Origin of the sequence: Rhodoplanes tepidamans (assembly GCF_030813915.1) — a bacterium.
GTDB classification, from domain to species: domain Bacteria; phylum Pseudomonadota; class Alphaproteobacteria; order Rhizobiales; family Xanthobacteraceae; genus Rhodoplanes; species Rhodoplanes tepidamans.
The window spans coordinates 124,561-137,270 of record NZ_JAUSUJ010000008.1 but is presented as its reverse complement, the minus strand read 5'-3'; the positions used below and the strand labels follow the sequence as shown (position 1 = coordinate 137,270).

Annotated in this window: 9 protein-coding genes and 1 tRNA gene; 2 read left to right on the top strand and 8 right to left on the bottom strand. The window is 69.4% G+C overall.

From position 1 onward, the window contains the following. Positions 1-22: 22 nt before the first annotated feature. From J2S22_RS11735 to J2S22_RS11725, 3 genes are read right to left on the bottom strand one after another with little or no spacing between them, the layout of a single operon-like run. A complete protein-coding gene (locus J2S22_RS11735; protein WP_272776792.1) occupies positions 23-856 on the bottom strand; it encodes an ABC transporter permease in 834 nt (277 codons plus the stop codon). Beyond that, on the bottom strand, positions 853-2,100 hold the full coding sequence (locus J2S22_RS11730) for an ABC transporter substrate-binding protein (protein WP_272776793.1): 1,248 nt from the start codon (positions 2,098-2,100) through the stop codon (positions 853-855). Before J2S22_RS11730 ends, J2S22_RS11735 begins: the two co-directional genes overlap by 4 nt. A gap of 41 nt (positions 2,101-2,141) precedes the next feature. Beyond that, positions 2,142-2,864: an ABC transporter ATP-binding protein gene (locus J2S22_RS11725; RefSeq protein WP_272776794.1), complete on the bottom strand. Its 723-nt coding sequence runs from the start codon at positions 2,862-2,864 to the stop codon at positions 2,142-2,144. 952 nt (positions 2,865-3,816) lie between these two features. Here J2S22_RS11725 and J2S22_RS11720 point away from each other — a divergent pair. Next, on the top strand, positions 3,817-3,993 hold the full coding sequence (locus tag J2S22_RS11720) for a hypothetical protein (protein WP_272776795.1): 177 nt from the start codon (positions 3,817-3,819) through the stop codon (positions 3,991-3,993). A gap of 71 nt (positions 3,994-4,064) precedes the next feature. Here the strand turns inward: J2S22_RS11720 and J2S22_RS11715 are convergent, their stop codons facing one another. From J2S22_RS11715 to J2S22_RS11705, 3 genes are all read right to left on the bottom strand, one after another. Further along, positions 4,065-6,506 (bottom strand): tetratricopeptide repeat protein, encoded by a 2,442-nt coding sequence (locus J2S22_RS11715; protein WP_272776796.1) that lies wholly within the window; start codon positions 6,504-6,506, stop codon positions 4,065-4,067. Position 6,507: 1 nt separating this feature from the next. Further along, positions 6,508-7,512 carry an HAD family hydrolase gene (locus tag J2S22_RS11710; protein WP_272776810.1) on the bottom strand — a complete coding sequence of 335 codons (1,005 nt, stop codon included), beginning with the start codon at positions 7,510-7,512 and terminating at the stop codon, positions 6,508-6,510. A gap of 77 nt (positions 7,513-7,589) precedes the next feature. Further along, the gene (locus J2S22_RS11705; protein ID WP_272776797.1) at positions 7,590-9,215 is read right to left on the bottom strand and encodes an arylsulfatase; all 1,626 of its coding nucleotides are present in this window, start codon (positions 9,213-9,215) and stop codon (positions 7,590-7,592) included. 1,024 nt (positions 9,216-10,239) lie between these two features. Here J2S22_RS11705 and J2S22_RS11690 point away from each other — a divergent pair. Beyond that, complete coding sequence (locus J2S22_RS11690) at positions 10,240-11,157, top strand: recombinase family protein (RefSeq protein WP_272776812.1); 918 nt, start codon at positions 10,240-10,242, stop codon at positions 11,155-11,157. On the opposite strand, the gene J2S22_RS11685 is transcribed toward J2S22_RS11690, so the two are convergent. After that, positions 11,108-11,184: transfer RNA gene (locus J2S22_RS11685), tRNA-Arg, on the bottom strand. The genes J2S22_RS11690 and J2S22_RS11685 overlap by 50 nt on opposite strands. Positions 11,185-11,327: 143 nt before the next feature. Then, on the bottom strand, positions 11,328-12,644 hold the full coding sequence (locus J2S22_RS11680) for a GGDEF domain-containing protein (RefSeq protein ID WP_272776798.1): 1,317 nt from the start codon (positions 12,642-12,644) through the stop codon (positions 11,328-11,330). Positions 12,645-12,710: the final 66 nt, after the last annotated feature.

The following is a 12,710-nucleotide window of genomic DNA, read 5'->3' as shown; positions in this document are numbered from 1 at the left end:
GTCTTGCGGGTGAAGACGGCGGTCAGGCCGTCGGGGTCCAGCGGGCGCGGGCGAGCAGGGCGGCGGCCAGCGCGTCGAGGGCGAAGCCGATCAGGCCGATCAGCAGCACCAGGGCGGCGAGGCGGTCGTATTCGAGCGTGTCGCGCGCGTCGTTGATGGCGTAGCCGAGGCCGGAGGTCACGCCGAGGAACTCGGCCGGCACCAGCACGATCCAGGCGACGCCGAGGGCGAGCCGGAAGCCGGTGAGGATGTCGGGCGCGACCGCGCGCACGACGACGACCCGCACCAGCGCGAGGCCGTGGCCGCCGAGCGTGCGGCCGACCGCGATCCAGGCCGGATCGATGCGCTTCACGCCGGCCGCGGTGGCGAACACGACCGGCCAGATCGCCGCCGCCGCGATCAGGAACACGATGGCGCCGTTCCAGCTCGGGAAGGCGAGCACGGCGACCGGCATCCACGACAGCGGGCTGACCATCCGGAGGATCTGGAACGGCAGCTGCACGGCCCTTTCGAGCAGCGGCAGGAGCCCGAGCGCGATGCCGACCGGGATGCCGATCAGCGCGGCGACGAACAGCCCCTGCAGCACCCGCGACAGGCTGGGGGCGGCGGCCTTCCAGGCGTCGCCCGAGACGATCAGATCGGCGAAGGCGGCGAGCGCCGGCGCCGGTGCGAAGCCGGTGAACGCCGAGAGCCGCGGGTTGCCGGCGATGATCCAGCCGCCGACCCACCACAGGGCGAGCAGGCCGGCGATGCCGGCCGCCGGCGGCGCCGCCCAGCGCAGATAGAAGCCGAGCTGGTCGAGCGACAGCCCGGCGCGACGCCAGCGGCTGCGCTCCTCCGCGATCGTGATGGTCACAGCGTCAGCACCTCTTCGCGGACGAACGGGCTCGCGCGGTCGACGCTGGCGTCCTCGATCCAGCCCGGATGCTTCTTCAGCGCCGCCTCGACGAAGCGGAGATCGTAGAGGTCCTTCGCCACGAACTCCGGATCGAGCGCCTTCAGGAACGCGGTGTCGCCTTCCACCACGGTCTGCTGCATCGCCTGGACGATCAGCTTCGTCGCCGACGGGTAGGGCCACGGCTGGAAGTCGATGCGGCCCGACTTCCAGTCGCGGTGACGGACCGCGCCCGACTCGTCGTAGGCGGGGCCGTAGTCGGTCATCGCCTTCAGCACCACCTCGCCCGGCACCGGCAGGTAGCCCTTGCCGTCCTTGGAGATGAGCTTCGCCACCTCGGCCTTGTTCTTGGAGGCGAAGACCTGCGCGGCGACGATCGCGTCGGTGATCTTCTGGGTCCAGGCCGGGCGCTCCTGCGTGTCGCGCTCGTGCACGGCGACGACGCAGCAGGGGTGGTTCTTCCAGATGTCGCCGGTGAAGCGCAGCATGCGGGCGCCGACCTTGAGCTCGCCGAGCGCGTTGAACGGCTCGGCGACGATGTAGCCGTCGATCTTGCGCGCCGCGAGCGCGGCCGGCATCTCGGGCGGCGGCAGGATCTGCAGCGCCACCTCGCCGGGCGCCACGGGCGCGCCGTCCGGCTTGATCACCGGCGTGAGCCCGACCTGCCGCAGGCCGAACTGCAGCACCACGTTGTGCATCGAGTACCAGAACGGCACGGCGATGCGGGTGCCGCCCAGATCCTTGAACTCGCGGACCGTGGTGTGGCTGCCGACGACGAGGCCGGAGCCGTTGGTGTGGGCCCAGGCGAGCAGCTTCACCGGGAACTTGTTGTTGTAGCGCATCCACACCGGGATGGGCTTGAGGAAGTGGACGACGTTGAAGCGGCCGGCCGCGAAGCCCTCGACCAGCGCCGACCAGCTGCGCACCGGCGTCGGCGGCTCGACCTTCAGGCCCTCGGCCTCGAACAGGCCCTGCGCATGCGCGACCAGCAGCGCCGCCGCGTCGGTGATCGGCAGGTAGCCGATGCGCACCACCTCGTCCGTGGAGGCGTGCGCCGTGCCGGCGATGCCGGACGCGGCCAGCATCGCGCCGAGCCCGCCGCGCGCCAGCGCGTCGAGCGTGGCGCGGCGGGTCCAGTCGGCCCGGACCCAGTCGTGGGAGAGGGCGAGCGGCGGATCGGCGCTCGCGTCGTCGTCGTCGTGCATCGGGGGCTCCGGTCCGGGTGGTCGTTCGGGGGATGGTCGCGTCACGCCGCGTCGAGGCGAGCGGCCACCCGGCCGCGCGTCGCCTCGTCGATGCCGTTCTCGATCGCGAGATCCTCGGCCACCCGGCCCGGATGGCCGGACAGCAGCACGGCCCGCGTGCACAGGGCTTCGGCATCCGCCAGGTCGTGACTCACGAGGATCAGGGTGGTGCCGGCGTCGGTGGCGAGCCGCAGCACGTCGGCCCGCAGCGCCGCCCGGGTGCCCATGTCGAGCGCCGAGAAGGGCTCGTCGAGCAGCAGCACGTCCGGCTTCGGGGCGAGGGCGCGGGCGAGCGCCACGCGCTGCTGCTGGCCGCCGGACAGCTCGGTCGGTCGCGCGTCGCCGCGATCGCCGAGCCCGATCTGGGCGAGCAGCGTGTTGACGCGCATCCGCGCGAGGTCGGGATCGCGCCGCGCCAGGCCGGAGAAGCGCAGGCCGAGCTCGACGTTCTGCCGCACCGTCGCCCACGGCAGCAGGGCCGGCCGCTGCAGCATCATGGTGACGCCGGGCAGGGGAGCGTCGACCCGGCGTCCGCCGATCGTGACGACGCCGTCGCTCGGCTTCGCCAGTCCGGCGACGATCTGCAGGAGCGTGGACTTGCCGGCGCCCGAGGCACCGAGGAGCGCGACGCGTTCGCCGGCCGCGACCGTCAGATCGATGCCGTCGAGAACCAGGCGACGGCCGTAACGGTGCGACAGCCCGGCGATGGTGACTGGAAGAGACACGGGGGTTCTCCGTTCGGTCACGTGACTATCGGGACGCCGACGTGATCTAGCAAGAGAAGTGCCATGCCTTCTCGCGGCGGAAACGATCGGCTTCTTCTCTCGCCGCACCGGGTCGGAGAAGGCCCGTTCTGTTCGAGATATCCCGATGTGTCGTCGTGAGAAATCAGCAGCGCTCGCGGTCCCGGCCGCGGCCGGCTGCGACCCCGGACCAGCCGTCGCGCCGCCGACGGCTTGGGCGAACAGCCTTCTCCGCGATCACGGCTCCGGGGCACAGGATGCTCGTTTCGGCGCCAACTTCGACATCCCGTTCCGTTGATTATCGCCCCGGTTCGGCGATCTTTCTCGACATCGGCGGCGCTCGCCGATCGCGGGATTTGACGGAGCAGCTTGCGGCCGCGCACCAACCGCTAAAGCGCCACGAAGGCATTCGCGGGCTCCGGACCGCTCAGAGCCTCGCCGCCGGTGCGACGCCGCGCCGGACCGCACGCCACCCGGCCCTGCACGGCGCGGCTGCGTCGCGCGGGCTTCGGGTCTCGCCGGACCCGTTCGGTCGCAAGGAGGTGGTCGGCGCATGGGACGGAACCGCGCCCGAGCCCGACCGGGGGAGCGCTTCAGGACGACCGTTGTCGGCACAAGGCTTTGAATGAGCTGGCGGGCCACGGTCGATGAAGATGGGCATCATTCGTTCGCCCTCGCGCTATGAGACAATGCTGGCTACGACGTCGGAACCGTCGTTTGTGCCCACCGTTGTCCGATCATTCTCCGAACTCCGCGAGCGACTGTTTCCTGTAACTGCAGATTTGCGCGGACAAGCCTCTCGCGCTCGAGCGCCGCCGTGAGCACCGCCACGCGACCCCGCCGGTCGCCGTCACGCTGCCGCCCTCGTCACCGCGCACGACATCCCGGTCCACCCCATGGCCTCGAGCCAACGAGGCCCTCACGGAGAACGAGGATGATCGACATCGATCCGTTGCAGAGCCGCGCCGAGGCCCTCGGCCTCAATAGTCCGCTGATCCACCGGTCGCCCGCCGAAGCCCACGAATGGGTCCGAAACCCGAGGGCTGGGAGGAGCAGGAACGCGCGTGCCGCGACGATCGATGCGACGAGGTCGTCCGCCGACGCCGCATAGTCCCGTCCCGGGCGCCCGAAAGCGGCGACGGCGCATCGAGATCGTATTCGTCCGCCTCGGCTCCGAGCCGACTATCTCGGGCCCCCCCGCATTTGCCTGACGAATGCCCGCACGCTCGGATCGTCCGGCTCGAGGGCGGCCAGTGTCTCGGCGTAGTGCAGGGCGTCGTCGCGGGCGCCGGCGTCGCGCGAGAAGGCTGCGAGCCCGGACAGCGTCTCGCGGTCATGAGGATGCCGCGCCAGCGACTCCCGGAGCGTCGCGAGCGCCTTCGCGCGATCGGTCGCGGAGAGCGCGACGGCGTAGACATAGGCCATCCGTGGATCGTCGGGCGCGAGATCGGCGGCGCGTTTCAGCGCATCGATGGCTTCGGCGCGCCGGTTGGCGCGCACGAGCCACAACCCCAGCGCGTGATGCGGCGACGCGGCGTTCGGCTGCCTCTCGATCATCCCGCGCAGCAGAGGTTCCGCCTCGGCGTCGCGTCCGAGCGCGCGAAGGAGGTCGGCGAGCGTGACCGCGGCGGGCACGAAGGACGGATCGAGCGTCAGCGCCGCCGTCAGCTCCGATTCGGCCTCCGCCGGGCGGCCGACATCCATGAGCAGCAGCCCGAGATTGTGGTGCGCTTCCGGTCGGTCGGCGTTGCTGCGCAGGGAGGCGACATATTCCTCGATGCCACGATCGCGCTGCTTCTGCTCGTCGGCGCTCATCAGCGCCGCCGGCAGGCCGGCGACCTGGCGCGCCGCTTCGAGCCGCACGTCGCGGACGGGGTCGTCGAGCAAAGACAGCACGTCGCGGCGCGCCCGCGTCGGTGCGCCGGTGTAGGCTGCGGCCGCGGCGCGTCTGACCAGGGGATCGGAATCGCGCAGCAGCATGCGCACGGCGGCGAGCGCGGCCGGATCGGCGATACGGTCCAGCCGCGCCAGCGCGCTCGCCCGCGCGATCGCGGGATGCGACCGATCCTGCGCCAGCGCGAGCAGCGACGCCCGCGCGCCAGGCGCGCCACGCGAGCCGGCGTGCAGCACGTCGCCGAACCGAATGAACCCGGGCCTCGGCGCGCCGTGCCACGCCCTGATCTGCTTGGCCGCCCATTGCGAGGTCTTGTCGGCGTGGCAGGCCGTGCAGGCGTCGGGCGTTCCCAGGGCGGCGCTCTGATCGGGACGCGGAATCCGGAAGCCGTGGTCACGGCGCGGATCGACGACCATGTAGGTCCGCGCCGGCATGTGGCAGGCCACGCATTGCGCCGCGGTCGAGCCCTGCCGGTGCCGGTGGTGACTGGCCGACTCGAACCTCTCCGGTGCATGGCACTGCACGCAGACGGCATTCCCGCTCGCGCGCAGCGTCAGGCTGTGCGGGTCGTGACAGTCGCTGCAGGTCACGCCCGCGGCGAACATCTTGCTCTGCAGAAACGAGCCGTACTCGTAGACCTCGTCGCGACTCTGCCCGTCGGGAAAGTACAGTCCTTCGTCCAGCAGCGCGACGCGGTGGCTGTCGCCGATCGGTGCGCCCGGCTCGATCGTCGCCCAGATCGGCGCGCGCCGCGCATGGCAGAGCGCGCAGGTCTCTATCTCGCGAGTCGTCTGGCGCGGCTTGCTGCGGGCGGCGCTGCCGGTCCGCGGATCGATCGCCCACGTGACGCCGCGCCGCTCGTCGAGACGAATCATCAGGCCCTTGGCCTGCGCATCGATCGCCTCCCAACCCGGCTCGCGCTTCGCCCAGGCGACATGCCGTGCGCCGGGGCCGTGGCAGGACTCGCAGGACACGTCGATCGCGGAGAAGGTGGTCGCGTAGGTCTTCGATCCGGGATCGTAATTGCGGCGCAGACCAGTGGAATGGCATTCCGCGCACATGTAGTTCCAGTTCTGCTGCAGGCCGGTCCAGTGCAGGGGATCGCGATGGTCGACCTTTTCGCCCGGATGGAGATGAAACCAGCGTCGGCCGCCCTGCTCCTTCGCGCGCGAATCCCAGGCGATCGATAGCGCCTGCAATCGTCCGCCCGGCAACGCGATCAGATACTGCTGCAGCGGCTCGACCCCGAACGTGAACGTGATCTCGTAGTCCTGGAGGTCGCCGGCCGGCCCATCGGTGCGCACGAAATACTTGCCGTCACGCCGGAAAAAAACACTGGTCACGTCACCATAAGTGAAGCGCGCGTCGTTGAAGTCGCCGAGCACCGTCGACTCGCTCGCATGCGCCATCGCGCGGGCATGGTCGGAGGACGTCCACGCAGCGGCCTCGCCGGCATGGCACGCGCGGCAGACCGACTCGCCGACATGGGCCGGCCCGCCGGTCGCCGCAGCCGCGGGCGTCGGTTCGGCGCGCACCGCCAGCCAGGAACGAGGCCCGTCTCGCCGAGCCGGGCCGACATGCGTCGCAATCAGGAGGAGCGTCAGGGCGACGCCGAGCAGCCCGGCCAGCGCCGGCTCGACTCCGGCGCGATACCGCGAGGCCGGCCTCCGGCCGACATCGCCGGTCGGCCGCGTGGCGGACGGAGCCTCACCGCTGCACCGCCGGTCCATGTCACTGCGGCTCGAACGCGAACACCCGCTTCCAATCCCGCTTCATGTCGATCACCGTCCAGCCCTTCGCCCGCGCTTCGTCGAGCGCCTTGTCGAGCCGTCCGACCGCCGAGTCCCGATCATAGGCCCATTCGCGCTCGGCGTCGGTGTGATGCACGAGGCCCATGAAGCGCGGCCCGTCGCCTGCCGCGGTCCATTGCAGCATCTGCAGGTCGCCGTCGGAATTGCCGAAGGCGAAGATCGGGCGCCGGCCGATGAACTTGTGGATCCCGACCGGCTTGCCCGCCTTGTCGTCGACGAAATCGATCTTGTCCTCGCGCACCAGCACGGGCTTGCCGTTCTCGACGTCGAACCGCGTCACGATCGAGGAGCCGATCACCTGCTCGGGCGGCACGCCGTAGACGCGATCGGTCCACACGCGCATGAACTCGATGCCGCCGCCCGACACGATATACGTCTTGAAGCCGTTCGCCCGCAGGAGCGCGAGCAGCTCGAGCATCGGCCGATAGGCGAGCTCGGTGTAGGGGCGCTCGAACCGCGGATGCCGCGCGGCGGCGATCCAGTCGGCGACCGTCTCGCCGAACGCCTCTGTCGTGACGCCCGTATGCGTGGCCATGATCAGCTCGACGAGGCCTTTCTCGCCGGACGCCGCGAGCGTGTCGACATCACCCTCGATCGCCGCCTTGAAAGGCTGCTTCACCTTCCATTCCGGATTCTGCGCGGCGAGCGCCCGCACCCTGTCGATCGCGAACATGAACTGGAAATAGACCGGCTTTTCCGCCCACAGCGTGCCGTCATTGTCGAACACGGCGACACGCTCTGCAGGGGCGACATGGTCCGCGCTGCCTGGAGTCGTCGCACGAGCGACGAAGTCGACGATCGCAGCCTTCGCCGTGCCATCGGTCCAGGATGGCAGCGGGTCCGCTTGCGCAAGAGCACAGCCGAGCGAAAGCGCAGCCAGCAGCGCGACGCCCGCGGCCACGATGATCGAGAACGCCTGTTTCATGCCATGCGCCGACAAGCCGTATCCCGCCGCATCGCTCGACGGGCGGGGACCGGATCCGATCCCCGCCCGCCACGTCCTCAATTTCCGCTCGCGCCGCTGCGGAGCTGCTCCTCGATCTTGCTGAGGTTGAACGCGCCGGGCGACTGGCTCGGCGGGAAGTCCTTCATGGTCAGCAGGAACTGCGTCGCCAGGGTCTGGATCGGCACCAGCGCGAACGCGCGGTCGATCATCCAGTCATTGTAGGTGTTGGAGTTTTGTTGCGCTTTCTCGAACGGGTCGCGCCGCAAGTTGAACAGAAGCGGGACCCGCAGCTCGACGAAAGGCTCGCGCCATACGCCGAACGCGACCCCGCGGTTCTCCAGGAACACGACCTTCCAGTCGTCGTGACGGGCGGCGACGATCTGGCCTTCGTCATTGACGTACCAGAACTCCCGGCGTGGCGACTGCTTCGCTTTCCCGGCGAGGTAGTCGTTCATGTCGTAGCCGTCGATATAAAAGCGGTACTGCCGGCCGGCGAACGCGTCGCCCTTCTTGAGACGGTCCTTCAGGTCGGGCATGCCGGCCGCTGCCAGGAAGGTCGGCATCCAATCCTCGTGCGCGACGATGCCGTTCAGCGTGACTCCCGCCTGCCATTTGCCTGGCCAGCGCGCGAAAGCCGGGACGCGATAGGCACCCTCCCAGTTGGAGTTCTTCTCGCTGCGGAACGGCGTGTTGCCGGCGTCCGGCCAGGTGTTGAAATGCGGACCATTATCGGTCGAGTAATAGACGACCGTGTTGTTGGCGATGCCGAGGTCGTCGAGCTTCTCCAGCAGCGCGCCGACGTGACGGTCGTGCTCGACCATGCCGTCGCCATATTCGTCCTGTCCGGAAGCACCGCGGCTCTCCGCTTTCAAATGCGTGCGGAAATGCATGCGCGTTGCGTTCCACCACACGAAGAACGGCTTGCCCTCCTTGTGCTGGCGGTCGATGAAGTCGAGCGCCGCCGCGAGTGTCTCCTCGTCCACCGTCTCCATGCGCTTGCGGGTGAGCGGACCAGTGTCTTCGATGGTCTGGCCGCCCTTGCCGTCCGCTTTGGTCTTCAGCACGCCGCGCGGCCCGAACTTTTTCCGGAATTCCGGATCCTTCGGATAGTCCGGGTTCTCCGGCTCCTCCTCGGCGTTGAGGTGATAGAGGTTGCCGAAGAACTCGTCGAACCCGTGCATCGTCGGCAGATGTTCGTCGCGATCGCCGAAGTGGTTCTTGCCGAACTGGCCGGTGGCGTAGCCTTGCGCCTTGAGCAGCGCGGCGATGGTGGGATCGCTCTTCTGCCAGCCTTCCTTGGCGCCCGGCAAGCCGACCTTCGTCATGCCGGTGCGCACCGGCACGGCGCCGCCGATGAAAGCGGCGCGCCCCGCGGTACAGCTCTGCTGGCCGTAGTAGTCGGTGAAGGCTATGCCTTCTTTCGCGATACGGTCGATGTTCGGCGTCTGATAGCCCATCATGCCACGGTTGTTGTGACTGATGTTCCAGGTCCCGATGTCGTCGCCCCAGATGACGAGAATGTTCGGCCGCTGCTGTTGGGCCTGCGGCAGTTGTTGCTGCGCCTGCGGCTGTTGGAGCCGCTGTTGCGGGGCCGGCTGCTGCGCCGATGCGCCGCCTATGGTCGACGAGAGAGTCAACAACGTCGTCGCTGCCGTCGCCAAGCGCCACAGATTTCCGCTCATGCGCACACTCCCCGCTTCGCGTCTCGCCCGGGCCACTGCCGAAGCTCGGTGCAGGGTCATCGAAACACCGCTGGATTGCAATCATGGACGCGCCCGGAGCCGCGAGCCTCCGACGTCGGACTCGATCAACTCTGTGTGTTGCGCTGTCGCGACCCCATCGAGTCAGTATTAGCCGGAGCAGGGAAATCGCCGTTCTGGCCCCACCTTCTGCGAGGGGCGTGAGGACGGAGTCCATCGATCCTGAAGATCTGAGTCTGAATCGGAGATCGGCTCGTGTTTGAAGTCGACCCTATGCTCGAGCCTGCGGGGACGGTTCATCGGATCGAGGTGATCTCCGGAAAGAGATGGCGGCGGTCTTCGGCGAACACATCGAGATCGAGCCGCGTGTTCCAGGATACGCGCTGCCGCCGTCTCGAAGGAGAATCCTCGCTTGTTTCTGCACCGGGTCTCCAGCGGAAACCCGCGATCGCAGACTTCCAAACACGGTCAGGAGAGCGCCGATGTCATCGATCACCATCGCGAGGTGCGCCGATGTGAGCGCGTCGGGCCGTCGATCCCCGCCATCTCCGGCCGCACGAAGCCTCCCTGGTCTATCCGTTTGGTGATCAGGCAAAGGACGTTCCCGTCCCAGAACGGGATCGTCCGCACCAATGCCGTCTCGTCGCGGAAAGCAAAGAGATGACCGGAGAACGGGTCCTGCGTCAGGCGGTCTTTCCGCGACCAGTTCCAGCTCGAGTTCCACGTCCGCCGGCTCGCGAAGAACGGTGTGCGGCTGATCTCCGTCACCCAGGAGCTCGGCGACGATCCGATGAGCAACATGATCCGGCAGATCATGACGCTGCTCGACGAGTGCCAGTCCAAGGAGAACGCCAAGCACACGCCGCGGGGGACGACGGAGAACGCGCGCCAAGGGTTCTGGAACGGGTCGCGACCGCCGATCGGCTACCGCATCGCCGAGACCGGCGAGCGGTGAGGCAAACGGACCGAGAAGACTTTGGACATCGACCCCATCCGGGCCGAAACCGTGCGGCTGATCTTCCGCCTCGCCGGCGAGGGTGACGGCAACTCCGGGCCGATGGGGGTGAAGTCGATCACCAACCACCCGAACGCCGCCGGCATCCTGACCCGCGACGGCGTTCGCCGGGGCATCGCGGCGGTCCACCAGGTGCTGACCCGCACGACCGATGTCGGCCGGCACCGGTTCAACGCCAAGTTCCGGAAGACGCGCGAGCGCAAGCCGGAGACCGATGTCGTGGAAATGGTCGTGCCGCCGATCATTGACCCGGCAGACTTCGAGGCCGTTCAGACCCTGCTCGAAACTCGCAGCCCGGCCCTGACGGCGCCGCGGAAGCCCGACACCCTCGTCGCCGACCACATCGAGCGCCGGCTTTTGCAGCCCGTCCGCCTCGAAGCGATCCTGGCGACGGTGCTCGACCGCCGGGAGGAGCGGGCGGAACGTCGGGCCGCCCACATCGCCGCGCTGCGCAAGTGCGCGGCCGAGGCCGAGGCGAAGCTCGGCCGCCTTTACGACGCGATCGAAAGCGGCATCGCCGTCCTGACCGACCCGCTGTTGGAGGATCGAATCGCCGAACTCGAGGCCGTCCGCGACCAAGCCCGCCTCGACGCGGAGCGGGCCGAGGAAGCCGCTTCCCGCGCGGGGCCTGTCATCAACCCCGCCGGCACTCGCGACCTTCGCCAGGCAGGCCCGCAGGCGCGTGCGGACCGAGAGCGGAGGCTCCCGCCGCGACTATGTCCGCGCGTTCGCGCGGCGCGTCGAGGGCGACGCGAAGGACGTTCGGATCATGGGGTCGAAAAGCGAACTGCTGCGCACCCTGGTCGCCGTCGCAGGCGGGAAAACGGCGGGTTTTGGCGTTCCCAGCCTTGTACCGAAATGGCGCGCTCGGAGAGATTCGAACTCCCGACCCTCAGATTCGAAGTCTGATGCTCTATCCGGCTGAGCTACGAGCGCGTGGTTCCGGGGCGGTCCTGCCGGGCGCGGCGCCGTCCGGGAGGACGGGTCGGCCGGGCGGGGCCGCCGACCGGGCAGGGCCGGCCGGGAACCGGCCCCTTATAGACGATCGGCGGGAAAAATCGACCCGCCTGTGCGAGCGGTCAGGCGACGGCGGATTCGTCGCGGCGGCCCGGGTCGGCGGCGTCGCCGCCGTGCGGCCGGGCGCCGGGGGCCGCCCGGGCGTCGTCGCGCCGCATCCCCGCGCCCCACGGGGGCTGCGCCGCCGGGTGGTCGGCGGCCGGGCCGGACAGGGCCCCGGCCTTCAGGGCGCCCACCGATTCGACCCGGTTGCGGCCGTTCGCCTTGGCCCGGTAGAGGGCCCGGTCGGCGGCGCCCATCAGGGCCGCGAGGCTGCCGCCGACATCCACCGTGGTCGCCACCCCGATGCTGACCGTCGATGTCGGGCGCACCGCGCCGAGATCGAGCCGGCACTGCTCGAACTCGAGGCGGATCCGGTCCGCCACCGCGGCCGCCTCGGCCGGCGTCGCGCCGGGCAGCAGGCAGGCGAACTCCTCGCCGCCGGTGCGGCCGAGCACGTCGGTCGGCCGCAGCACGCGGGCCGCGGTGTCGCAGAAGGCGCACAGCACCCGGTCGCCCGCCTGGTGGCCGAAGGTGTCGTTGACGTGCTTGAACTTGTCGATGTCGATCATCAGCAGCGCGGCGGTGTCGCCGTCGGCCAGCCCGCGGCGCAGGATGCGCTCGCCGCGCTCGAAGAAGGCCCGCCGGTTGGCCACCCCGGTGAGCGGATCGACCAGTGCGGTGCGCTTGTGCTCGAGCACCAGCCGCTCCTTCGACATCGCCATCACCAGGAAGGCGAGCGAGAAGGAGAACAGCACCAGTCCGGCGGCGCCGAGCGGCACCAGGGTCGCCGTGAACGAGTTCTCGGGCGCCGGGAACACCAGCTTCTCGGCGAGCGGGATGCGGATCAGCACGCCGCCGGCCTGCAGCAGCAGGATGAAGATGGTCGGCCAGCGCGACACCAGCTCCGGATTCTTCGGCCGCGCATATTCCGCGGCGGTCAGCAGCAGGTAGGAGGAGATCAGCGTCGCCGACACCCGGATGCGCAGCGGCATGTCGGTCCAGTAGAAGTCGAACTGGCACGCCACCATCCAGGCGAGAGAGACGACGAGCAGCACCGCGATCCGGGGCCGCCGCCCCTCGAAGGTGCGGGCGCCGGTCCACAGCATGCCGTAGCCGAACAGCTGGACGGCGTTGCCGATCACGATCGAGATCTCGTCCGGGATGACGCCGCGCAGCACCACCAGCCCGGTGCCGCCGACGACCAGCAGCAGCCCGCCGCCCCACCAGGCGAGCGTCGCCGACGACCGGTCCTGCAGCCAGCCGAACAGCAGCATCAGCCCGCTGATCGCCGCGGCGAAGGCAGTCACGGCAAAGAGAGTGGGCTGATCAATGTGCATGAACGATCCGGTCGCGCCGCGCATGTTGCACAGCGAGGTGCATCCGTTCTAGCCGATTCCGATGAG

What these genes read in the sequence shown, in the direction of transcription:
- J2S22_RS11730 (WP_272776793.1), bottom strand. Translation starts at nt 2,100, where the DNA reads ATGCACGACGACGACGACGCGAGCGCCGATCCGCCGCTCGCCCTCTCC.
- J2S22_RS11720 (WP_272776795.1), top strand. Translation starts at nt 3,817, where the DNA reads ATGATCGACATCGATCCGTTGCAGAGCCGCGCCGAGGCCCTCGGCCTC.
- J2S22_RS11715 (WP_272776796.1), bottom strand. Translation starts at nt 6,506, where the DNA reads ATGGACCGGCGGTGCAGCGGTGAGGCTCCGTCCGCCACGCGGCCGACC.
- J2S22_RS11710 (WP_272776810.1), bottom strand. Translation starts at nt 7,512, where the DNA reads ATGAAACAGGCGTTCTCGATCATCGTGGCCGCGGGCGTCGCGCTGCTG.
- J2S22_RS11705 (WP_272776797.1), bottom strand. Translation starts at nt 9,215, where the DNA reads ATGAGCGGAAATCTGTGGCGCTTGGCGACGGCAGCGACGACGTTGTTG.
- J2S22_RS11680 (WP_272776798.1), bottom strand. Translation starts at nt 12,644, where the DNA reads ATGCACATTGATCAGCCCACTCTCTTTGCCGTGACTGCCTTCGCCGCG.